General features: G+C 62.6%; 18 protein-coding genes. 7 read left to right on the top strand and 11 right to left on the bottom strand.

All coding sequences use genetic code 11. From position 1 onward, the window contains the following. Positions 1-107 precede the first annotated feature (107 nt). Positions 108-1508: a DEAD/DEAH box helicase gene (locus C2U37_RS20290; protein ID WP_104452956.1), complete on the top strand. Its 1401-nt coding sequence runs from the start codon at positions 108-110 to the stop codon at positions 1506-1508. Positions 1509-1594: 86 nt separating this feature from the next. On the opposite strand, the gene C2U37_RS20285 is transcribed toward C2U37_RS20290, so the two are convergent. The 4 genes from C2U37_RS20285 to cra form a co-directional block, all read right to left on the bottom strand. After that, on the bottom strand, positions 1595-2284 hold the full coding sequence (locus C2U37_RS20285) for an RES family NAD+ phosphorylase (protein WP_104452955.1): 690 nt from the start codon (positions 2282-2284) through the stop codon (positions 1595-1597). After that, a complete protein-coding gene (locus C2U37_RS20280) occupies positions 2284-2688 on the bottom strand; it encodes an antitoxin Xre-like helix-turn-helix domain-containing protein (RefSeq protein ID WP_039040750.1) in 405 nt (134 codons plus the stop codon). The genes C2U37_RS20285 and C2U37_RS20280 overlap by 1 nt, the downstream gene beginning before the upstream one ends. Before the next feature lie 243 nt (positions 2689-2931). Next, a complete protein-coding gene (locus tag C2U37_RS20275) occupies positions 2932-4125 on the bottom strand; it encodes an aromatic amino acid transport family protein (protein ID WP_104452954.1) in 1194 nt (397 codons plus the stop codon). A 612-nt stretch (positions 4126-4737) separates the two neighbouring features. Beyond that, positions 4738-5724, bottom strand: coding sequence for a catabolite repressor/activator (cra, locus tag C2U37_RS20270; protein ID WP_010674823.1), 987 nt, complete (start codon positions 5722-5724; stop codon positions 4738-4740). A gap of 307 nt (positions 5725-6031) precedes the next feature. On the opposite strand from cra, the gene fruB reads away from it, so the two are divergent. From fruB to fruA, 3 genes are read left to right on the top strand one after another with little or no spacing between them, the layout of a single operon-like run. Beyond that, on the top strand, positions 6032-7132 hold the full coding sequence (gene fruB / locus C2U37_RS20265) for a fused PTS fructose transporter subunit IIA/HPr protein (protein WP_042017120.1): 1101 nt from the start codon (positions 6032-6034) through the stop codon (positions 7130-7132). Next, on the top strand, positions 7132-8121 hold the full coding sequence (gene pfkB / locus C2U37_RS20260) for a 1-phosphofructokinase (protein WP_049636760.1): 990 nt from the start codon (positions 7132-7134) through the stop codon (positions 8119-8121). The genes fruB and pfkB overlap by 1 nt, the downstream gene beginning before the upstream one ends. Next, entirely contained in the window at positions 8118-9842 is a 1725-nt protein-coding gene (fruA, locus tag C2U37_RS20255) for a PTS fructose transporter subunit IIBC (RefSeq protein WP_104452953.1), read from the top strand. Before pfkB ends, fruA begins: the two co-directional genes overlap by 4 nt. Before the next feature lie 82 nt (positions 9843-9924). Here fruA and C2U37_RS20250 read toward each other — a convergent pair whose 3' ends face one another. Further along, complete coding sequence (locus C2U37_RS20250) at positions 9925-10176, bottom strand: DUF1289 domain-containing protein (protein WP_039040754.1); 252 nt, start codon at positions 10174-10176, stop codon at positions 9925-9927. 150 nt (positions 10177-10326) lie between these two features. Here C2U37_RS20250 and mltA point away from each other — a divergent pair, with 150 nt between their 5' ends. Continuing rightward, positions 10327-11478: a murein transglycosylase A gene (gene mltA / locus C2U37_RS20245; protein ID WP_104452952.1), complete on the top strand. Its 1152-nt coding sequence runs from the start codon at positions 10327-10329 to the stop codon at positions 11476-11478. A 116-nt stretch (positions 11479-11594) separates the two neighbouring features. On the opposite strand, the gene yfaE is transcribed toward mltA, so the two are convergent. From yfaE to ubiG, 5 genes are all read right to left on the bottom strand, one after another. Continuing rightward, positions 11595-11915 (bottom strand): class I ribonucleotide reductase maintenance protein YfaE, encoded by a 321-nt coding sequence (yfaE, locus tag C2U37_RS20240; protein WP_042863899.1) that lies wholly within the window; start codon positions 11913-11915, stop codon positions 11595-11597. A gap of 48 nt (positions 11916-11963) precedes the next feature. Continuing rightward, on the bottom strand, positions 11964-13097 hold the full coding sequence (gene nrdB / locus C2U37_RS20235; protein ID WP_010674816.1) for a class Ia ribonucleoside-diphosphate reductase subunit beta: 1134 nt from the start codon (positions 13095-13097) through the stop codon (positions 11964-11966). Positions 13098-13176: 79 nt separating this feature from the next. After that, positions 13177-15444, bottom strand: coding sequence for a class 1a ribonucleoside-diphosphate reductase subunit alpha (gene nrdA / locus C2U37_RS20230; RefSeq protein ID WP_039040757.1), 2268 nt, complete (start codon positions 15442-15444; stop codon positions 13177-13179). A 587-nt stretch (positions 15445-16031) separates the two neighbouring features. Continuing rightward, positions 16032-16718 (bottom strand): HAD family hydrolase, encoded by a 687-nt coding sequence (locus tag C2U37_RS20225; protein WP_029314563.1) that lies wholly within the window; start codon positions 16716-16718, stop codon positions 16032-16034. Next, complete coding sequence (gene ubiG / locus C2U37_RS20220; protein ID WP_162540553.1) at positions 16718-17434, bottom strand: bifunctional 2-polyprenyl-6-hydroxyphenol methylase/3-demethylubiquinol 3-O-methyltransferase UbiG; 717 nt, start codon at positions 17432-17434, stop codon at positions 16718-16720. The genes C2U37_RS20225 and ubiG overlap by 1 nt, the downstream gene beginning before the upstream one ends. A gap of 199 nt (positions 17435-17633) precedes the next feature. On the opposite strand from ubiG, the gene gyrA reads away from it, so the two are divergent. Both gyrA and C2U37_RS24930 read left to right on the top strand, forming a co-directional pair. Beyond that, positions 17634-20381, top strand: a complete 2748-nt coding sequence (gene gyrA, locus C2U37_RS20215; RefSeq protein WP_041211452.1) for a DNA topoisomerase (ATP-hydrolyzing) subunit A — start codon at positions 17634-17636, stop codon at positions 20379-20381. 304 nt (positions 20382-20685) lie between these two features. After that, positions 20686-20859 carry a hypothetical protein gene (locus C2U37_RS24930; protein ID WP_164882096.1) on the top strand — a complete coding sequence of 58 codons (174 nt, stop codon included), beginning with the start codon at positions 20686-20688 and terminating at the stop codon, positions 20857-20859. Positions 20860-20865: 6 nt separating this feature from the next. On the opposite strand, the gene C2U37_RS20210 is transcribed toward C2U37_RS24930, so the two are convergent. After that, positions 20866-21921 (bottom strand): PA0069 family radical SAM protein, encoded by a 1056-nt coding sequence (locus C2U37_RS20210; RefSeq protein WP_041211451.1) that lies wholly within the window; start codon positions 21919-21921, stop codon positions 20866-20868. Between the last annotated feature and the right edge of the window lie 32 nt (positions 21922-21953).

The raw sequence follows: 21953 nt of genomic DNA, 5'->3' as shown, positions 1-21953 counted from the left end.
CGGGGAAATCGTTGTTTTCTCTATAGGCCCGGATCCTGTGAGATGGCATCGGCTCAGCAGAGGAGCCCCACCACGATCTTTGGCGCCCCTATCCCTAGCAGGTAACTATGAGTTTTACTTCCCTCGGTCTGGCCGAACCCTTGTTGCGTGCCGTTGCCGAGCAAGGCTACGACACCCCGTCTCCCATTCAGCAACAAGCGATCCCGGCGGTACTGGCTGGCCGTGATCTGATGGCCGCCGCCCAGACCGGGACCGGCAAGACCGCAGGTTTCACCCTGCCGATGCTGCAACGTCTGATTGAAAGCAAGCGCAAGGTCTCCCCGAACCGCATCCGCGCCCTGGTGCTGACCCCGACCCGCGAGCTGGCCGCCCAGGTGGGCGAGAGCGTGCGCAACTACGGCAAGCACCTGCCGATCCGCAGCCACGTGGTATTTGGCGGCGTGAGCATCAACCCCCAGATGATGGCGACCCGCCGTGGTCTGGACGTGCTGGTGGCCTGCCCGGGCCGCCTGATGGATCTCTACAACCAGAACGCCGTCAAGTTCGACGAAGTGGAGATCCTGGTACTGGACGAAGCGGACCGCATGCTCGACATGGGCTTTATCCGCGACATCCGCCGCATCCTGGCCCTGCTGCCGAAGAAGCGCCAGAACCTGCTCTTCTCCGCCACCTTCGCCGACGAAATTCGCGAGCTGGCCACCGGTCTGCTGGACAACCCGGCGGTGATCGAAGTGACCCCGCGCAACAGCACCGCCGAGCGCATCGAGCAGCTGGTACACCCCTGTGACAAGGCCAACAAGATTGCCCTGCTGAGTCACCTGGTCACCAGCAACGACTGGCAGCAGGTGCTGGTGTTCACCCGTACCAAGCACATGGCCAACCGCGTTGCCGAGACCCTCGACAAGAACGGCGTCAGCGCCGCCGCCATCCACGGCAACAAGAGCCAGGGTGCCCGTACCCGTGCCCTGGCCGGTTTCAAGGATGGCAGCGTCAAGGTGCTGGTGGCGACCGACATCGCCGCCCGTGGTCTGGACATCGACAAACTGCCGCAGGTGGTCAACTTCGAGCTGCCGAACGTGGCGGAAGATTACGTGCACCGTATCGGCCGTACCGGTCGTGCCGGCGCTGCCGGTCACGCCATCTCCCTGGTAGCGGCCGATGAAGGCAAGCTCATCAAGGCCATCGAGCGTCTGACCAAGCAGAACATTCCGTGCGAGCAGGTGGCCGGTTTTGAAGCCTCCCGCGAGACCCTCGACAACATCGCCCGTGGTATCGGCGCGCCGCTTCGCAAAGAGCCGCGCGATCCGAGCGAGCAGCGCCGTGCGCCGCGTCCGCAAGGTCAGGGCCAGCGTCAGGGTGCCGGTCGTTCTGCCAACGGTGGCAATGGCGGTGGTAATCGCTCCGGCAACGGTGGCAAGCCCAAGCCCCAGGGCGGTCAGCGTCCGGAAGGCGGCGCCGCCAAACCGGCCCAGGCCCGTCGTCCCCGTCGCGCCAGCCACAACCAGTAAGCGGCCAGGGAGCCAGGCTCCCCCACTGTTCGGTTGATACAAAAAGCCCCGCCAATCTGGCGGGGCTTTTTTTGTCCTGGTAGACGCTATTCACCGTAGAGGCGGATCTCCAGCACATGGGTGATGGCCTCGCCGCTCCAGTGGTACTCCAGATGACGGGCGTGGTCCACCCGGCTGACCAGACGGGGGCGATAGAGCACGTGACAGTCGTGACCGGGGTGGCGCACCGAGCGGTAGTGGATGCCGTCCGCCCCGGCGACCTTCTGCTCCCGGGCGAAGGCCTGGGCGGGGCCGTAATCGGTGGCGTGATAGAGGGGGCCTGGCAGATACGCCGGGCCCGTGATGTCGATGAGGCTGGCGCTGAACTGAGCCTGGATCACCCGCATCTGCACCTTCTGGGCTGGCTCCCGGGTGTACCCGAAGATCCGCTCCCTGTGGTAGACCGTCTCCTTGATGCCGGTGTCGAGGGAGGGGGCACAATAGTAGCCGCCAAAGTCCCCCGTGGTGAACCGGCCACCCTCGGGATTGAGGTGGGTGAAGGCGGCCATCACATAGCTGCCGCCGGGCAGCCCCACCAGCCAGTCTTCCCTGGGCACCCGCATCAGCTCGCCCGCCTCTTCCCTCAGCCTGTCGTTGGTCAGGGCCTCGACGGCCCAGACCGCCTCCAGCTCATCGGCGGTAGCGACGTCTTCATAGAGGCAGATGGGGGGAAAGCGGCTCGGAATGATGCGATAGGCGCAGGCATTGTGGAAGGTGCGCAAGGGCGGGGAGGACATCAGGCCATCTCCCCGCGCCAGGCGTGCAGCCGGGTGGCCACTTCGTAAAGATCTGCCACCCGCCCACCCTGCATGACCTCCATCGCGCTGCGCCCGGCGAAGAAGGGGTGGCTGTTGGGCTTGCGCACCCAGCCATAGATGCTCTCATCCAGGCTGAACAGCAGCCGCAGGCTCTTGTGGATGTTGAGTAGATAGCTCATCCGCTCCTGGAGATCGGCGCTCAGCCGAATGCCGCCGCTGGCCTCCTTGTACTTGTTCAGGGTGGAGCGGGAGGTAATGCCAAGCAGCCTGAGCTGTTCATCCGTGCTGCACTGCCATTTGTCCAGGATGCGAAACACCACGGGCAGGGCCTTGCTGGGATCGACGGCGGGCTGTTGCCGGGGAAGAGATGCGGTGGCGGCCATGTTGCCTCCCGGGTTGGCGTGCCAGACGGGCACGGGATCATGGGTTGTCTGCTAAGCAGTGTAGGACAGGGGCGCAGTCATGTACACATCTATACATGGTTGCACTCAAATGTTTATTATTGGATGGGCTTCGCGAGGAGGGGCGCGAGTCGGCCAAGTGAGCCCGTGCCAATGAAACGCCCCGCCAACTGGGTTGGCGGGGCGTGTCTCTTTGCGGCGTTTCTGCTTGTCGGGTCGGGGAAATCAGAGGGCGGGCAGCAATCCCATGCTGACGCTTATCTGCACCCCGACGATCAGTACCCCCATGGCGCCGGCAAGGCCCAGGGCCAGCACGCCGCCCGGGGCGCGGTAGTGATGCGCCTCGGCCTGCTTGCGGCTCTGCCACACCAGGGCCACCGGTAGCAGCACCGCCAGCACCGCCAGCGCAATGGCGGCGTAACCCAGCGCCATGATGAAGCCTTGCGGGAAGTAGAGGGCGAACAGCAGGGGCGGCACGAAGGTGATGAGACCGGTCTGGGTGCGGCCCTGCCAGTTGTCCTTGCGACGGGTCACCTTGGCCATGAAGTCGAACAGTCCCAGGGTCACCCCGAGGAAGGAGGTGGCGAGCGCGAGATCCGCAAACAGATGCATCGCCTGGTTGAAGGCGGGCCAGCTCACCAGGCCGCCGACGTTGGCCAGCAGGCTGTCCAGGGCGCCGCCGGTCTGGATCAGGGATTGCTGGCCCAGCAGCCCCAGGATGGCGACCTGCCACAGCACGTAGAGCACGAGCGGCAAGGCGGAGCCCCACACGAAGACCCGGCGCAACTGCCTGGGGTTGTCCCCGAGGTAGAGCATGACACTCGGGATGGAGCCGTGGAAGCCGAAGGAGGTGAAGATGACCGGCAGGCCCGCCAGCAGCAAGCCTTCCCCGAGGGGCATGGAGAGCAGGTGCTGCCCCTGGGCGCGGGGCAGCAGCAGCGCCAGCACCGCCACCATGATCACCAGCTTCACGGTGAACATCAGGCGGTTGAGGTAATCCACCTCCCTGGTGCCGACGCACACCATGCCGCCAAACAGCAGGGTAAAGACCCAGGCCGCCTGCTCCTGGCCGAGGGGCAGGCCGGCATCGGCCAGTGCCTGGGCCAGCAGGCTGCTGCCGCCGCTGATGTAGGCGGAGGCCAGGGCGTAGAACAGCATCAGGATGCAGAAGGAGGCGATGCCCTTGCCCCAGGGGCCGAGCAGGTGATCCGCCAGCTGGTGCAGGTACCACTTGCCGGTGCTGAGGCTGGCTTCCACCTGCAGCATGGCGGTGAAGGCCATCAGGGCCCAGAGGCCGATCATCAGCATCAGGGTGGCGGGGCCGCCCAGGGACGAGGAGGCCAGCGGCAGGGCCAGCATGCCGGCGCCTATGGTGGTGCCGGCAATCAACAGGGTACAACCCAGGGTCTTGGTATTCATGTCATCCATCCGAAAGTGAGGGGCGCTGTTGCAAACAAGAGAGAGCCAGTTGGCTGTGTCGGGAGACGCCTCCGGGGAAAAGCCGGAGGCTAGCAATATCGGTGTGGATACATCTGTACCTGAAATCTGTCAGTTGTAAAAATTGGTTGCCAAGTTAGCGGATTGAAATGGCGGAAACAACCCCTTAAAAGCGGATTTTGTGCTGTAGCAAGCCGAAGGGTGGCAATAAAAAGTGACACATTGCGCCATGCGCCGAAAAAACGCCCCCTCAGGGGGAGGCTGCCCGTCAGGCTGCGTCGCGGGTCGACATCGAGAGCTCCCGCGTTGGCGGCAACAGGGCTTGCAGAGGGTAACACGGGGCCCTGGTGGTGCGACTGGCCCGATATAAGCAAACATCGGGTCATACTCCCAAAAGCCATCATTTTCACTTATAGCGAGCCGAGGCGCCGATAAACGTGACCTGGCGCGGGGTTGCCGCCCGGCAGATCACCTCAAAGCCAGAAGGCGAAGGGCAAAAGCTGAGACAACAGGGGAGAACACAAGCAGGTGTGGGGGAGGAGGCTCAGGGGCTGGCACTGCGGGCCGCCCCCGGGGTGGTGCGTCGTTGCCGGGTCAGCGGCGGCGTTTGAGGGTACGGCTCACATAGTGCAGGCCGCTCTGGTAGTCGCCATTGACCGCCTTGAGGGCCAGCGTCAGGGCCTGGCTTGCCAGGGCGTCGTGCTGCTGGGGCAGGGAGTTGATGCCAAAGGGGAGGAAATCGAGCAGGCGGTCATCCCCGAAGGTAGCCATGGCGAGCTGGCTCATGTCGGCCTCCTGCTCCAGCAGGTAGTCGAGCACCCCCTCCATCAGGATGTAGGAGGTGGTGATCAGCGCCTCGGGCAGTTGGCCGAGCTGCTGATGGAGCGTCTTGATCAGGCGATACCCTTCGGTGCGCGAGAAGTGGGCCCCTTCACACAGGTGGCGGGTCGCACTGTGACTGGCAATCGCCTGTTCGAAGCCCGCTTTTCGCTCCTGACTGATCGTCAGTTCCGGCAGTGCAGTGATCAAGGCGATATGACCGATGGCCGGGGTGAGCAGGGAGGCGGTGAGGTCCAGGCTCGCCTTCTGGTTTTCACTCGCCACGGTGACGAAGTGCTCGGTGGCCATGGCACGGTCGATGGCGAGGATCTGCACGCCCCTGGACTGCTGCTCCAGGTAGAAGGGATCCGCCGGGGGGAGACAGCTTGCCACCAGGAGCGCGTCCACATGGCGGCTCACCAGCATCCGGGCCAGCTCCTTTTCGGTGTCCGGATCGTCCTCCGAGCAGACGATGAGCAACTGATATCCCTGGGTGCGGGCCCCTTGCTCCAGGCGCTTGGCGAGCTTGGCGTAACTGGCGTTTTCGAGGTCGGGCAGGATGAAGCCGAGGGTGCGGGTCTGGCCGCCGCGCAGGGAAGCGGCGCGGCTGTCCGGCTGATAGTTGTGGGCATGGACCACGGCCATCACCTTGTCGCGGGTTGCCTGGCTGATGCGGTATTGATCGGCCTTGCCATTGATCACATAGCTGGCGGTGGTGCGAGAGACACCGGCCAGCGCGGCGATTTCATCCAGTTTCATCATGTTGGCTCTGTTTGAGTTGCAAGGCCCGCGCCGGTTCCTGGTTGGGGCACCGAAAAGTGTGCGCGGGATCATATCATTGAAACGTACTTTCTGCGGGATCTTGAACAATACGCTGAAACGATTCAGTCTGAGTGTAAGTGAAACGATTCAGCTTGTCAGTAACGGATGATTATCTGCACTTGGAAATGGGTTCCGGCTCACCAAAGCGAGAGATCACCGTCTATTGTCAGCAGGCAAGTTACCCGAAAATCGAGTTGAGTTGAGCCGGTACGCCGCGAGGTGAAGCCGGACCTGATGGAGAATCTCTATGTTGAAGTTGGCGCGACAGCAAATCCTGCTGGGACAATCGGTGACGACCAAGGCGGACGCCATCGCCCTGCTGGCAAGCAAACTGACCGACGCCGGTCTGGTTGAAGCAGGTTACGTGGACGGCATGCTGGCGCGGGAAGCGCAGCACGCCACCTATCTTGGCAGCGGTATCGCCATTCCCCACGGCACCACGGACACCCGTCATCTGGTGAAGAGCACCGGCGTCATGGTGGCCCAGTTCCCCCACGGAATCGAGTGGGACGAGGGGCAGATTGCCTACGTCGCCATCGGCATCGCCGCCAAGTCCGACGAGCACCTGGGGATCTTGCGCCAGCTCACCCACGTGCTGGGTGACGAGCAGGCCGCAGCCCAGCTCAAGGGGGCGACCGACGAAGAGACCATCATCAATATCCTGACTGGCGCGACTGGCGCCAAAGAGGTGCAATACCTGACCCTGGCGGACTTCCCGGCCGACGACCAGGACCAGTTGCTGCTGGGGGCTGCGGCCCGCGCCAAATCCGCAGGCTGGGGAGACGCAGCCATGGTGAGCGCCCTCCTGGCCAGTCAGCCTGTTCACCTGGGGGAGGGCATCTGGCTGGCCCGTGCGCAAGCGGCCCAGACCGGTTGGGTGCTGGCCACCCCGAGCACCCCGCTGAACGTCGGTGAATTGCCGGTCAGCGCCCTGCTGCTGCTGTGTGCCGCAGATAGCGGCCATTTGCCGCAACTCGAGAATCTGGCCAAGCTGGCCGCAGCCGGCCAGCTGGCCACCCTCTCTGGCAGCGACGGTCTTGCCATGTTGCAGGCGGGTCCGGCGAGCGGGCTTTCCGAGACCTTCACCATCATCAACCCTCACGGTCTGCACGCCCGTCCGGGCGCCATGCTGGTCAAGGTGGCCAAGGAGTATGAATCCGACATCCGCGTCGCCAACCTCGATGGCAGCGGTGAAGCCGTCTCTGCCAAGAGCCTGATGAAGGTGATCGGGCTTGGGGTCAAGTGCGGTCATCGTCTGGCGTTTCGCGCCGAAGGAGCGGATGCCGAAGCAGCCCTCAAGGGCATTGGCGAAGCCATTGCCGCCGGCTTGGGCGAGGGGGCGCACTGATGGACATCGTCACCATCACCCTCAACCCCGCGCTCGATCTCACCACCCGTCTGGAGGCCATGCACCCTGGCGAGGTCAATCTGGTGAGCGAGGCCAACTTGCGCGCCGCGGGCAAGGGGATCAACGTCGCCATGGTCTTGAAAGATCTCGGCCGTGACGTAGGCCTGACCGGCTGGCTCGGTGAGGGCAACCAGCAGAGCTTCGTCTCCCTGTTCGAGGAACGTGCCCTTGCCGATCACTTCGTGCGCGTGGCGGGCGACACCCGGATCAACGTCAAGATCTCCGAACAATCCGGCCGGGTGACCGATCTCAATCTGCCGGGACTCGCCGTGCAGGAAGGCGATGTCAGCGCCCTGGAAGCGGCGCTGGAGCGACTGGCTCCCCACACCGACTGGTTCGTGCTGGCGGGCAGCCTGCCCAAAGGGGTGTCCCCCGATTACTGTGGCCATCTGATCCGCCTGCTCAAGGCCAAGGGCAAGCAGGTGATCTTCGATTGCAGCGGCGCGGCGTTGAGCGAAGGGATCAAGGCGGCGCCGACCCTGGTCAAACCCAACCTGGAAGAGCTGAGCCAGTGGGCCGGTCGTCCCGTGAAGACCCTGAGCGAGCAGGCCGAGTGCGCCCGCGCGCTGCAGGCAAGCGGGATCCCCAACGTGGTGATCTCCAATGGTGCCGACGGCCTCATCTGGTTTGCACCGGATGCCACCTGGCAGGCGATTCCGCCGCGCATGGAGGTGGTCAGCACCGTGGGTGCCGGCGACTCCCTGGTGGCGGGCCTGGTCCATGGCATGAGCCTGGACTGGACGCCGGAGCAGACCCTGCGTCTGGCCACCGCCGTCTCGGCACTGGCGGTGAGCCAGGTCGCGGTCGGCTTCAACGATATCAATGTGCTCAAACCGTTACTCGAGCAGGTGCGCGTACAGCGTCTGGATGATCTGGCACCGACTCAACCCCAACCCCATTTGATGGCTAACTCAGGAGATGCCCAATGAAAGCAATTCTGGTTACGGCTTGCCCGGCGGGCATTGCCACCAGCTTTCTCGCTGCAAAACGGATAGAACAGCAGGCCAAACTGGCTGGCTGGGAGCTCACCCTCGACGTCGAGTCCAGCGTGCAGCCCCGTCAGGTTCCCTCGAAAGAGCAGATTGCCGCCGCCGACCTGGTGCTGGTCGTTGCCAGCGCACCGGTGGATCTGGCCGCCTATGACGGCAAGTCGCTCTATCGGGGCGACATGGATCTAGCGCTCCAGGATCCCGCTGCCCTGCTGGACGCCGCGCGAAGCGGTGCCAGCGTCTATCGCCATGAGGCGGCACCTGCCGTTGCCAAACCGGCCAGCGGTGCCAAGCGCATCGTGGCGGTGACGGCCTGCCCGACCGGGGTGGCCCACACCTTCATGTCGGCCGAGGCCCTGGAGACCATGGCCAAGCAGCTGGGTCACCAGATCCGCGTCGAAACCCAGGGCTCGGTCGGTGCCCAGAATGCCTTGACGGCGGACGAGATTGCCGCCGCCGATCTGGTGTTCCTCGCCACTGACATCGAGGTGGACATGGCGCGCTTTGACGGCAAGCCGGTCTATCGCACCAGCACGGGGGCTGCCCTGAAGAAAACCCGGGCCGAGCTCGACAAGGCCTGGACCGAGGCGAAGGTCTATCGCCACAGCGGCGCGGCTGCGGTCAAGAAAGAGGAAAAGGCGGGCCCCTACAAGCACCTGCTGACCGGTGTCTCCTTCATGCTGCCCATGGTGGTGGCGGGGGGCCTTATCATCGCGCTCTCCTTCATCTTCGGCATTGAAGCGTTCAAGGAAGAGGGGACGCTGGCCGCGGCCCTGATGAAGATAGGTGGCGGCTCCGCCTTCGCCCTGATGATCCCGGTGCTGGCAGGCTACATCGCCTACTCCATCGCCGACCGTCCGGGTCTGGCGCCCGGCATGATCGCCGGTATGCTGGCAAGCTCGCTCGGCGCCGGTTTCCTTGGCGGCATCGTCGGCGGCTTCCTCGCCGGTTACAGCGCCAAGTTCCTGAGCGACAAGGTGCGCCTGCCGGTCACCCTGGAAGCCCTCAAGCCCATCCTCATCATTCCGCTCTTTGCCAGCCTGTTCACCGGTCTGGTGATGATCTACGTGGTGGGTGGCCCGGTGGCGGGCATCATGAACGCCATGACCGAGTTCCTCAACAACATGGGCTCTGCCAACGCCGTGCTGCTGGGTGTCATCATCGGCGCCATGATGTGCTTCGACATGGGGGGCCCGGTCAACAAGGCGGCTTATGCCTTCGGTGTCGGCCTGCTCGCCTCCAAGACCTATGCCCCCATGGCAGCGGTCATGGCCGCCGGCATGGTGCCTGCACTGGGGATGGGGATCGCGACCTTCCTGGCCAGCAGAAAGTTCATCAAGGCGGAGCAGGAAGCGGGCAAGGCCTCCTTCGTGCTGGGTCTGTGTTTCATCTCCGAGGGGGCCATCCCGTTTGCCGCCAAGGATCCCATGCGCGTCATCCCGGCCTGCATGGTGGGCGGCGCCCTGACCGGTGCGCTCTCCATGCTGTTCGGCTGCGAGCTGGTGGCACCCCACGGTGGTCTGTTCGTGCTCTTCATCCCGAACGCCATCAGCCATGTGATGATGTACATCCTGGCGATCGCCGCCGGTTCTCTGGTGACCGGGGTGGCCTACGCCATGCTCAAGCGTGGCGAGGAGCAGGCCAAGCTGGCGACCGCCTGAGGACGTCACGGCGTGACACACTCTTAATGACAAGGCGGCCCTGGGGCCGCCTTTCTTGTTGAGGGGAGGGGCAACGTGGGATTTAAAAATCCCAGCCCGGCGGGGGCGGCGGATCGGCCGCCTCTGCGGCCTGCGCCTTGCGGCGGGCGGCCTCGACCCTGGCCTTGCGGCTGCGGCACAGGCGCATCACCTCCTGCTGCTGGGCAGGGGTCATGGCAAGCCAGTTGAAACGCTCCTCGCGACTTCGCAGGCATCCCTTGCAATACCCCTTGTTGTTCAGTTCGCAGACCCCGACACAGGGGCTCTGGAGCGGGAAGATTTCGAGCTGTTCCATCCATGACCTCTCACACCTTGTCACCTTGTTATAACCCAGAAGATCACGGCAGGAGAAATCCGTCGTCGGGGGCGTGAAGGCGTTTGCTTTCCCCGGGCAATTTTGGCATCTTCCCCGCCGTGCAAGACACTCGGTGTTATATGAGGACATATGAATAGACATGCGTACTGGTTGGCCGCCGCCGTGGTGGGGCTGGCCGGTTGTGCGGGCAACCCTGAACCGGTCAAGGTGCCCCAGAAGAAGGCGGAATCCGGATGTTTTCTGAACTGCGAGATCCCTGTGAATCTGGGCAAGCAGTATCTGGATGGTGCCCTGCCGGGGGATCTGGTGCGGGTAGAGCGGGTCAACAGCCGCGCCCGCGCCGATTACAGCAAGTTCGGTCCCCAGAGCCGGATGGTGATGGAACGCTCCGGCCGCATGGCGAACCGCTATGGGGAGCTCTACCGTCAGCTCTCACGCTGGGTCGCCAATGGGGGCAATCCCGCCCATATCACCCAGTACGGCATCAGCCTGGCGCAGCTTGGCGGTGCCGACCGCATGGGCAACGTGCTCTTCACCGGTTACTACTCGCCGGTGCTGGAGGTGCGCCATCGCCCGGACGCCCAGTACAAGTATCCCATCTATGCCATGCCCAACTGCGGCGGTCGCTGCCCGAGCCGGGCCGAGATCCACCGGGGGGCGCTGGCCAACCGGGGGCTGGAGCTGGGCTACAGCAAGTCCCTCATCGACAACTTCCTGATGGACGTGCAGGGTTCCGGCTTCGTTCACTACGGCGATGACGACCGGTTGCAGTACCTTGGTTACAGCGGCAAGAACGGCCACGGCTATGTCAGCATTGGCCGGGTGCTCATCGACCGTGGCGAAGTGCCCAAGGAGCAGATGTCCATGAAGGCCATCAAGGAGTGGGCCAATCGTCAGCCGGAAGAGAGCGTGAAGGAGCTGGTGGAGCAGAACCCCTCCTATGTCTTCTTCGAGCGCCGTCCCACCAATGACGTGGTGGGGGCCGCCGGCATTCCGCTCTTGCCCATGGCGGCGGTGGCTGCCGACAAGACCCTGCTGCCGATGGGCACCCCCATCCTCGCGGAAGTACCGCTGCTGGACAAAGCAGGCAACTGGACCGGCAAGCACCAGCTGCGCCTGCTGATTGCGCTGGATGTGGGGGGCGCGGTGAAGAAGGGCCACCTCGATCTCTACCACGGCATGGGGGAGAAAGCCGGTGTCGCGGCCGGTCATTACAAGCACTTTGGCCGGGTCTGGAAGCTGGGTCTGCACCACGGGCCGACTGCCGCCCCCTGGTTGTAACGCAAGAGGGTCATGGCCCCTCATTTCCCTCAAGAGACGGGACATTCCCATGAAAAAAGCCGCCGGAGCAATCCGGCGGCTTTTTGTTTGCGGGGCAGATCTGGCGACAAGGGCCGTCAGCCCTTTCGGATATCGAGCTTGATGGCGCCCACCGGCTGGCAGCAGCAGGGGAGGCACTCCCCCTGGGAGACAAAGGCGAGCGGGACGGCGGCGTAGTGCACCTTGCCCGCCAGCAGCGGGGTACGGCAGGCGCCGCAATAGCCGCTGCGGCACTGGAACTCCACATGATGACCGTGGCGCTCCAGGGTCTCCAGCACGCTTTCGCCGGGATGGGGGTGCAGCACACCGTCCAGGGTCTGTACCTGGGGGGCTTGCCCCTCCGGCGCCGTGGTGGCGGTATGCAGGGGGGCGTTCAGGGTGGCGGTGGCGTCACTCACGGACGTCTCTCTCCCGCATCATGGTCTGCCAGCAGAGGTCGCCTTGCATCACAGCTCGAAGTCACCCAGATCGTCGGCGTGCACTTCACTGTCGATCTGACCCACCAGATAGGAGCTTACTTCCACTTCCTGGGGCGCCACCTGCACGTTGTCGGAGGAGAGCCAGGTGTTGATCCAGGGGATGGGGTTCTGCTTGGTGCCGGCAAAGGCCGGTTGCAGGCCGACGGCCGCCATGCGCAGGTTGGTGATGTATTCCACGTACTGGCAGAGGATGTCCTTGTTCAGGCCGATCATGGAGCCGTCCTGGAACAGGTACTCGGCCCACTCCTTCTCCTGCAGGGCTGCTTCCTTGAACAGCTCGAAGCAGGCCTGCTCGCACTCGACGGCGATCTCCGCCATGTCGGGGTCGTCGTTGCCGCTGCGCATCAGGTTCAGCATGTGCTGGGTGCCGGTCAGGTGCAGCGCTTCGTCACGGGCGATCATCTTGATGATCTTGGCATTGCCCTCCATCAGCTCGCGCTCGGCGAAGGCGAAGGAGCAGGCGAAGCTCACGTAGAAGCGGATTGCTTCGAGGGCATTGACGCTCATCAGGCACAGGTAGAGCTTCTTCTTGAGCTCCCGCAGGCTGATGGTGACTTCGCGATCCCCGATCCGGTGGGTCCCCTCACCGTGCAGGTGATAGACGGAGGTGGCCTCGATGAGATCGTCATAGAAGTGGCTGATGGAGCCTGCGCGCTTCAAGATCTGCTCGTTGGTCACGATGTCGTCGAACACCTGGCCCGGGTTGTTGACGATGTTGCGGATGATGTGGGTGTAGGAGCGAGAGTGGATGGTCTCGGAGAAGGCCCAGGTCTCGATCCAGGTCTCCAGCTCCGGGATGGAAACCAGGGGCAGCAGGGCCACGTTGGGGCTGCGGCCCTGAATGGAATCCAGCAGGGTCTGGTACTTCAGGTTGGAGATGAAGATGTGCTGCTCGTGGGGCGGCAGAGCCTGGAAGTCGATGCGGTCGTGGGAGACGTCCACCTCTTCCGGGCGCCAGAAGAAGGAGAGCTGCTTCTCGATCAGCCGCTCGAAGATGTCGTGCTTTTGCTGATCATAACGGGCCACGTTGACCGACTGGCCGAAGAACATCGGCTCCTTGAGCTGATCGTTTTGGGTCTGGCAAAAAGTAGAGTAAGCCATGGTTCGAATGCCGTGAAATAGGGAAAACAGGAGGGCGGGAGCTTGATGCTCCCGCCCGGTTTATCAGTGCGTTTCGCGGTTAGATCTTGCAAGCCCCGCCAGCGCAGCCGTCATCTTGCAGATCGGTCTGGGTGTCGTCGGCACCATCACGGGTGTTGTGATAGTAGAGGGTCTTGAGACCGTATTTGTAGGCGGTCAGCAAGTCTTTGAGCAACTGCTTCATCGGCACCTTGTTGCCTTCGAAGCGGGCCGGGTCGTAGTTGGTGTTGGCGGAGATCGCTTGATCCACGAACTTCTGCATGATGCCGACCAGCTGCAGGTAACCGTCGACGCTCGGCTGTTTCCACAGCAGTTCGTACTGATCCTTCAGGCGGTGGTACTCCGGCACCACCTGCTTGAGGATGCCGTCCTTGGAGGCTTTCACCGACACCAGGCCGCGGGGCGGCTCGATGCCGTTGGTGGCGTTGGAGATTTGGCTGGAGGTCTCGCTCGGCATCAGGGCGGTCAGGGTGGAGTTGCGCAGACCCACGGTCTTGATCTCTTCGCGCAAGGTTTCCCAGTCCAGGTGCAGGGGTTCATTGCACAGGGTGTCCAGATCCTTTTTATAGGTATCGATGGGCAGGATACCCTGGGCATAGGTGGTCTCGTTGAAGGCCGGGCAGGGGCCGAACTCGCGGGCCAGTTGCACGGAGGCTTTCAGCAGGTAGTACTGGATCGCCTCGAAGGTGCGGTGGGTCAGGGCCAGACCGGAACCGTCGGAGTAGCGGGCACCGTTTTTCGCCAGGTAGTAGGCGTAGTTGATGACGCCGATCCCCAGGGTGCGGCGGTTCATGCTGCCCTTCTTGGCGGCCTTGAGCGGGTAGTCCTGATAGTCGAGCAGGGCGTCCAGAGCGCGCACGGCCAGCTCGGCCATCTCTTCCAGATCTTCCAGCTTCTCGATGGCGCCCAGGTTAAAGGCGGAGAGAGTGCACAGGGCAATCTCGCCGTCCTCGTCATCCACGTTGTTGAGCGGCTTGGTGGGCAGCGCAATCTCGAGGCAGAGGTTGGACTGGCGAACCGGTGCCACGGAGGGGTCGAACGGGCTGTGGGTGTTGCAGTGATCCACGTTCTGGATGTAGATGCGACCGGTACCGGCGCGCTCCTGCATCATCAGGGAGAAGAGATCCACCGCCTTCAGGGTCTTCTTGCGAATGGCCGGATCCTGCTCGTACTTGACGTAGAGCTCTTCAAACTTGTCCTGGTCCGCGAAGAAGGCGTCATAGAGGCCAGGTGCATCGGACGGGGAGAACAAGGTGATATCGCCGCCCTTGATGAGGCGCTGGTACATCAGCTTGTTGATCTGCACGCCGTAGTCCATGTGACGGACCCGGTTCTCTTCCACGCCGCGGTTGTTCTTCAGTACCAGCAGGCTCTCCACCTCGGTGTGCCACAGAGGGTAGAAGAGGGTGGCCGCGCCGCCGCGCACGCCGCCCTGGGAGCAGCACTTCACTGCAGTCTGGAAGTATTTGTAGAAGGGGATGCAGCCGGTGTGGAAGGCTTCGCCGCCACGGATGGGGCTGCCCAGACCACGGATGCGACCGGCGTTGATGCCGATGCCGGCGCGCTGGGAAACGTAACGCACGATGGCGCTGGCGGTGGCATTGATGGAATCCAGGCTGTCGTCACACTCGATCAGCACGCAGGAGCTGAACTGGCGGGTCGGGGTGCGCACGCCGCTCATGATCGGGGTCGGCAGGGAGATCTTGAAGGTCGAGACCGCATCATAGAAGCGCTTGATGTAGTCCAGACGGGTATCTTTCGGATACTTGGAGAAGAGGCAGGCCGCTACCAGGATGTAGAGGAACTGCGGGCTCTCGTAGATCTCGCCGGTGACGCGGTTCTGTACCAGGTATTTGCCTTCGAGTTGCTTGACCGCCGCGTAGGAGAAGTCCATGTCGCGCCAGTGATCGAGGTAGCCGTTCAGCTCCTCAAATTCCGCCTGGGTGTAGTCTTCCAGCAGGTGCTTGTCGTACTTGCCCATGTCCACCAGTCTGGCGACGTGCTGATACAGGTGGGGCGGCTCGAACTGGCCGTAGGCCTTCTTGCGCAGGTGGAAGATGGCCAGACGGGCAGCCATGTACTGGTAGTCCGGGCTTTGCTCGGAGATGAGGTCAGCAGCAGCCTTGATGATGGTCTCGTGGATGTCGGCGGTACGGATACCGTCATAGAACTGGATGTGGGACTTGAGCTCCACCTGGGAGACCGACACGTTGTCGAGCTTCTCTGCAGCCCAGTCGAGCACACGGTGAATTTTATCCAGATCGATGGGTTCTTTGTGTCCGTTACGCTTCGTCACAAACAAGTTCATTGGCTGATGACCCCTTTCATTGATACCTGCCGGTATCGGTTGATTCCCGAAAAGCCATCGCACAATGGCGCAACCCGGCTCCGTCTGTCGAGGGAAACTGGGTAGGGATTGTGCGATGAATCACAAGATGTAGTGTTATTTTTAATGCGAACTACAAGATAGTGAGGTCGATGCGGTAATGCAATCTGTGGATAACGCATTAGCTGTGGATAAATTGTGGGTGTCGGGACGGGAGTTAGTGGACGCTCACAGCGAACGGGTTTTCATCCGTCCGATCCGTCAAATGCAAGTCCGGCGATCGAAGATGGAAAATTAAAATAACTTTTTTTGCTTGCGAAAGCAGGGTGTTTTTACTAGCAAATCCGGCCTGCTCATCCCTTGTGCAGTCAGGGTCAAAAGGTGTCCTGTTGCGCCGTTCGGGGGGGTGCCAAGCCCTTAAAAAGAGGGATCGTCCGGGATCCCTCTGGTGTGCTGCGGGGGAGCTGCGCGTCGGGGCAGATGCCCACATGGCCATCGGGACAACATCAAAGTTGCCCCGCAGATCCACCTCTATCCTGATGCCTTGTCGCTCATGGGCAATGAACGTGTCAGCTCAGTTCGTAACGCAGCCAGTGGTGCAGGGCCTGCACGGTATCAAAGTGAAGGTCGGCGCCCCAGAGGGCCGGGTCCTCGTCATCATTGAGATAACCCCAGCCAGCCACCGCGGTACGCATGCCGGCATTGCGGCCAGCCTCGATGTCGCGCACGTGATCCCCCACATAGAGACACTGGCTCGCCGCGATGCCGAGCCGCTCGCAGGCAAAGAACATGGGGGCGGGGTCGGGCTTGCGCACCGGCAAGGTGTCGGCGCTCACCGTCACGCCGCAACTGGCGAGTTCAGGCAGGGCTGCCAGGAGCGGTTCGGTGAGAAAACCCGGCTTGTTGGTGACAATGCCCCAGGGCAGCTTTTTCTCGTCGAGCCACTCGATGAGATCCACCATGCCTTCATAGGGGCGGGTGCCGACGCAGAGGTTGGCGGCGTAGTAGTCGAGCAGGGCGGTGCGAAGGCGGGTGGCCCCCAGCTCCTCGAGCAGCTCGTCACCAAGACCGGCCCTGAGCAGCCCGAGGGCCCCGTGGGAGGTGGTCTGGCGGATGATGTCGTCAGAGAGCGGAGCAAAGCCTTCGCTTATCAGCACGTGATTGACGGCGGCGCCAAGGTCTGGGGCGGTGTCGAGCAGGGTGCCGTCCAGATCAAACAGCACGCAGCCAAGGGGCATCGGGTGAGGTGTGCTCATCAGCCTTGCTCCGGGCGCTCGAACGCCACCATGTAGTTGACGTCGACATTCTTGCCGAGCTTGAAGCTGTTGGAGAGCGGGGCGTAGTGAACGCCGCTCATGTCCCGCACCAGGAGGCCCGCCGCTCCCCCCATGCGACACAGTTCGGCGGGGGTGATGAACTTCTTGTGGTCGTGGGTACCCTTGGGGACCATCTTCAACAGGTACTCGGCCCCGAGGATCATCATCAGATAGGCTTTGGGGTTGCGGTTGATGGTGGAGACGAACACCTTGCCCCCCGGCCGTACCAGGGTGGCGATGGCGCGCAGCACCGAGGCCGGGTCCGGCACGTGCTCCAGCATCTCCATGCAGGTAACCACGTCATACTGGCCCGGCGCCTCATCGGCGTGGGCTTCGGCGGTGATCTGGCGGTACTCGAGTTCCACGCCCGCCTCGAGGGCATGGAGGCGGGCGACCCCGAGGGGCTCCTTGCCCATGTCGATGCCGGTGACCTTGGCCCCCCGGCGGGCCATGCTCTCGGAGAGGATGCCGCCACCGCAGCCGATGTCGAGCACGCGCTTGCCAAACAGGCCGCCGCTCTTGTCGGTGATCCAGTCAAGGCGCACCGGGTTGATTTGATGCAGCGGCTTGAATTCGCCCTCCATGTCCCACCAGCGGGAGGCGATGGCTTCAAATTTGGCGATTTCTGTCAGATCGACATTGGCATCACTATTCATGTTTTGATGATCCTGTGGCAAGGCGCGCAGCGGGCTGGGCGCGCGCAATCTATTGTCCTGGCGGGCATTATAACGGACCGACCTCGTCGCACCAGCCCGATGTGCTCATCGGATTTGTGGCTTAATGTATTTGGCTCAGTGTGTTACCATGTCGCGCTGTTTAAGCCAAAGAACAACTAATTAGGGATTAAGGCTTTCTATGAGCGATCTGGCCAGAGAGATCACGCCGGTCAACATCGAAGAAGAGCTCAAGAGTTCCTATCTGGATTACGCCATGAGCGTGATCGTAGGACGAGCTCTGCCGGATGTGCGTGATGGCTTGAAACCGGTTCACCGCCGCGTTCTGTATGCAATGAACGAGCTGGGGAACGACTGGAACAAGCCCTATAAAAAATCGGCCCGTGTGGTCGGTGACGTAATCGGTAAATATCACCCGCATGGCGACATCGCCGTGTATGACACCATCGTCCGGATGGCGCAGGATTTCTCCATGCGCTACATGCTGGTCGACGGTCAGGGCAACTTCGGTTCGGTGGACGGCGACAACGCCGCGGCCATGCGTTACACCGAAGTGCGGATGGCGCGCATCTCCCACGAGCTGCTGGCCGATCTGGACAAAGAGACCGTGGACTGGGTGCCGAACTACGACGGTACCGAGATGATCCCGGCTGTCATGCCCACCAAGGTCCCCACCTTGCTGGTCAACGGCTCCTCCGGTATCGCGGTGGGCATGGCGACCAACATCCCGCCTCACAACCTCACCGAGATTGTCAACGGTTGCCTGGCGCTGATCGAAAACGGCGACCTCACCATTGACGAGCTGATGACCCATGTCACCGGCCCGGATTTCCCCACCGGCGGCATCATCAACGGCCGTTCCGGCATCGTGCAGGCGTACCGTACCGGTCGCGGCTCCGTCTATGTGCGGGCCAAGGCTGAAGTGGAGGTGGACGAGAAGACCAGTCGCGAGACCATCATCGTCCACGAGATCCCCTATCAGGTGAACAAGGCTCGCCTGATCGAAAAGATCGCCGAGCTGGTCAAAGAGAAGAAAATCGAGGGCATCAGCGCCCTGCGCGATGAGTCCGACAAGGACGGCATGCGCATCGTCATCGAGATCAAGCGCGGCGAGTCCGGCGAGATTGTGCTGAACAATCTCTACAAGCACACCCAGATGCAGACCACGTTCGGCATCAACATGGTGGCGCTGGACAACAACCAGCCCAAGGTGATGAACCTCAAAGAGATCCTGGATGCCTTCCTGCTGCACCGCCGTGAAGTGGTGACTCGCCGGACCGTGTTCGAGCTGCGCAAGGCGCGGGATCGGGCGCACATCCTGGAAGGGTTGGCGGTGGCATTGGCCAACATCGACCCCATCATCGAGCTCATTCGCCACAGTGCGACCCCGGCGGATGCGAAAGCCGCCCTGGTAGCCAAGGGCTGGGAGCTCGGCAACGTGGCCGCCATGCTGGAAAAAGCGGGCGACGACGCGGCTCGCCCCGAGTGGCTGGAGCCCGAGTTCGGCATCCGTGAAGGGCAGTACTTCCTGACAGAGATCCAGGCCCAGGCCATCCTTGACCTGCGTCTGCACAAGCTGACCGGCCTCGAGCACGAGAAGATCCTGGAAGAGTACCAATCTCTGCTGGATCTCATCGCCGAGCTGCTGCACATCCTGGCAAGCCCGGAACGCCTGATGGAAGTGATCCGTGACGAGCTGCTGGCCGTGCGCGAGCAGTACGGCGACGAGCGTCGCACCGAGATCAGCATGTCCAGTGCCGAGATCAACATCGAAGATCTGATCACCCCGGAAGACGTGGTCGTTACCTTGTCTCACCAGGGCTATGTGAAGTATCAGCCGCTCTCCGACTACGAGGCCCAGCGCCGCGGTGGTCGTGGAAAGTCGGCCACCCGGATCAAGGAAGAGGACTTTGTGGAGCGTCTGCTGGTGGCCAACACCCACGACACCATTCTGTGCTTCTCCACCCGTGGCAAGGTCTACTGGCTCAAGGTGTATCAGCTGCCGGAAGCGTCCCGTGGCGCCCGCGGTCGTCCGATCATCAACCTGCTGCCGCTGGATGAGGGTGAGCGCATCACCGCCATCCTGCCGGTGAAAGAATATGATGCCGACAAGTATGTCTTCTTCGCCACCGCCAACGGCACCGTGAAGAAGACCAGCCTGTCTGACTTCAGCCGTCCGCTCTCCTCCGGTATCCGTGCCATCAACCTCAAAGAGGGTGATGAGCTGATCGGGGTGGACATCACCGATGGCAGCAACGAGATCATGCTCTTCTCCGATGCGGGCAAGGTGGTTCGCTTCGCGGAAGGCAGCGGTCGTGCCGATGCCGATGCCACTGACGAAGTCGACACCGACGACGACGCCGGCAACGATGATGATGGCAGTGACAACGGCGAAGGCACCGAAAGCAAGGGCACCTTCAAGGGCGTACGTCCCATGGGTCGTACCGCTGCTGGCGTGCGCGGCATCAAGCTGGGCGCCGGTGACAAGGTGGTCTCCCTCATCGTGCCCCGTGGTGATGGTGCCATCCTCACCGCCACCGAGAACGGTTACGGCAAGCGTACTGCGCTGGACGAGTACCCGACCAAGAGCCGTGGTACCCAGGGCGTCATCTCCATCAAGGTGGATGAGCGCAACGGCAAGGTGATCGATGCGATCCAGGTCGAAGATACCGACCAGATCATGCTGATCACCAACGGCGGTACCCTGGTTCGTACCCGGGTGTCCGAGGTGAGCGTCATCGGCCGCAACACCGGTGGTGTGCGTCTGATCCGTACCGGTGAAGACGAGACCGTGGTCGGCCTGCAGCGCGTTGCCGAGAGCGACGAAGAGGAAACCGAGGCCCTGGCTGTTGAAGGGGAGGTGTCTGAAGGCACCGACACCGCAGCGGACGCTGGCGCCGTCGATACCGGGGAGGCGGGCGACGAGTAATCGTCCCCCTTTGTCCGGTGCAAAAGAGCGACCTTGATGGTCGCTCTTTTTTTGTCCGCCTCACCGCAGGCTCTCCCCGTCCTTGTGCTTGCCCTGGCGCCCTCTTTTCTGCTGCCAGACTCCGTCTGCCGTGCATGCAGCCCTGCCTGCCACGGCGTCATCTTCCTGATATGCAGGGTTGGCCCCATCGCATCAACACGATTCCTTCACTCGGCTGTCATGGCCCTGTCATGACGGCCAGCCATGCTGCCTGCGTTGAATGAGGCCACCACAGAGGCAGGCATCGCTTGCCAGGAGCACTGTTATGACGAGCTGGGTAATGTGGGAGATCTGGTGGAGCCGGATGTGGGGAGGGCAGGAGAAGGCGCGCCTTAGGGTGGATGAGGAGGAGGTGGCGCACGAGCCATCCCGCCTGCCTGCGGAGCTGATTGCACAGCGCCATCCAGCGGGGAGCTGCCCGCCGAGACCACGGGGCTGACGGCGCTCAGAACAGACGCAACTGCTCGCCCGGGCGGATGAAGGCGGCTGTATTGAGTGTTACATGGCGCTTGCCCAGTTGCAGTCGCCTGCTGATCAGGCGAAAGCGCTGGGCGAGCAGGTCGGCAAACTGTCCTTCACCTCGCATGCGGCTACCAAAGGTGGCGCTGTTGAGTGAGCCACCCCGGCTTGCCCGCAGCTGGTTGAGGATCGCCTCTTTCTGGCCGGGATAGTGCGTATCGAGCCAGTCGCAAAAGAGGGTGGTGAGCTCGTGGGGCAATCGCAGCAAGATGTAATCCGCACAGCCCGCCCCGGCGTCGACGGCGGCCTTGATGATCTGTTCCAGTTCAGGCTCGTTGAGCCTGGGGATCATGGGGGCGGCGAGCACGCCGACCGGCACACCGGCCTTGGCCAGTCGTTCGATCACCTTGATCCGCCCAACCCCCGTGCTGGCCCTGGGCTCCAGCTGTCGCCTCAGCGTCTCATTGAGGGTGGTGACCGACACCATCACCTGGCATAACCCTTCCCGGGCCAGCTCGGTCAGCAGATCGAGGTCGCGCAGGATCATGGCGCTCTTGGTGATGAGTCCTACCGGATGGCGATGAGCCAGCATCACCGTCAGGAGTTCGCGAGTCAGGCGATAGTGGTGCTCGATGGGTTGATAGGGATCGGTATTGGCCCCCAGCACGATGGTTTGTGGCTGATAGGCTGGCTTGGCAAACTCCCGTCGCAGCAGCTCGGCAGCATTGATTTTGGCAAACAGCTTGCTCTCGAAATCCAGCCCGGGGGAGAGCTCAAGGTAGGCGTGGCTGGGTCTGGCATAGCAGTAGATGCAGCCATGCTCGCACCCCTGATAGGGATTGATGGAGCGACCGAAGGGAAGATCCGGCGAATCGTTGTAGCTGATGATGCTGCGGGCGCTGATCTCCGTCACCTCGGTGCGGGGAGCGCTGGCGGCAAATGCCGCGTCCCAGTCGCTCTGACTCCAGCCGTCGTCAACGGTTTCGATTTGCGGGCCGCTGAAGCGGTGCTCGACATTGTGGTTCGCGCCTCGTCCTGCCATCACATCACCAATGAACTGTTTATATATACAGT

The organism is Aeromonas sp. ASNIH1, assembly GCF_002934285.1.
Classification (GTDB): Bacteria; Pseudomonadota; Gammaproteobacteria; order Enterobacterales; family Aeromonadaceae; genus Aeromonas; species Aeromonas caviae.
This window is presented reverse-complemented; position numbering and strand designations above follow the sequence as displayed.

What these genes read in the sequence shown, in the direction of transcription:
- fruB (WP_042017120.1), top strand. Translation starts at nt 6,032, where the DNA reads ATGTTGAAGTTGGCGCGACAGCAAATCCTGCTGGGACAATCGGTGACG.
- mltA (WP_104452952.1), top strand. Translation starts at nt 10,327, where the DNA reads ATGAATAGACATGCGTACTGGTTGGCCGCCGCCGTGGTGGGGCTGGCC.
- fruA (WP_104452953.1), top strand. Translation starts at nt 8,118, where the DNA reads ATGAAAGCAATTCTGGTTACGGCTTGCCCGGCGGGCATTGCCACCAGC.
- C2U37_RS20290 (WP_104452956.1), top strand. Translation starts at nt 108, where the DNA reads ATGAGTTTTACTTCCCTCGGTCTGGCCGAACCCTTGTTGCGTGCCGTT.
- C2U37_RS24930 (WP_164882096.1), top strand. Translation starts at nt 20,686, where the DNA reads ATGACGAGCTGGGTAATGTGGGAGATCTGGTGGAGCCGGATGTGGGGA.
- gyrA (WP_041211452.1), top strand. Translation starts at nt 17,634, where the DNA reads ATGAGCGATCTGGCCAGAGAGATCACGCCGGTCAACATCGAAGAAGAG.
- nrdA (WP_039040757.1), bottom strand. Translation starts at nt 15,444, where the DNA reads ATGAACTTGTTTGTGACGAAGCGTAACGGACACAAAGAACCCATCGAT.
- C2U37_RS20210 (WP_041211451.1), bottom strand. Translation starts at nt 21,921, where the DNA reads ATGGCAGGACGAGGCGCGAACCACAATGTCGAGCACCGCTTCAGCGGC.
- C2U37_RS20225 (WP_029314563.1), bottom strand. Translation starts at nt 16,718, where the DNA reads ATGAGCACACCTCACCCGATGCCCCTTGGCTGCGTGCTGTTTGATCTG.
- C2U37_RS20275 (WP_104452954.1), bottom strand. Translation starts at nt 4,125, where the DNA reads ATGAATACCAAGACCCTGGGTTGTACCCTGTTGATTGCCGGCACCACC.
- C2U37_RS20280 (WP_039040750.1), bottom strand. Translation starts at nt 2,688, where the DNA reads ATGGCCGCCACCGCATCTCTTCCCCGGCAACAGCCCGCCGTCGATCCC.
- nrdB (WP_010674816.1), bottom strand. Translation starts at nt 13,097, where the DNA reads ATGGCTTACTCTACTTTTTGCCAGACCCAAAACGATCAGCTCAAGGAG.
- pfkB (WP_049636760.1), top strand. Translation starts at nt 7,132, where the DNA reads ATGGACATCGTCACCATCACCCTCAACCCCGCGCTCGATCTCACCACC.
- C2U37_RS20285 (WP_104452955.1), bottom strand. Translation starts at nt 2,284, where the DNA reads ATGTCCTCCCCGCCCTTGCGCACCTTCCACAATGCCTGCGCCTATCGC.
- ubiG (WP_162540553.1), bottom strand. Translation starts at nt 17,434, where the DNA reads ATGAATAGTGATGCCAATGTCGATCTGACAGAAATCGCCAAATTTGAA.
- cra (WP_010674823.1), bottom strand. Translation starts at nt 5,724, where the DNA reads ATGATGAAACTGGATGAAATCGCCGCGCTGGCCGGTGTCTCTCGCACC.
- C2U37_RS20250 (WP_039040754.1), bottom strand. Translation starts at nt 10,176, where the DNA reads ATGGAACAGCTCGAAATCTTCCCGCTCCAGAGCCCCTGTGTCGGGGTC.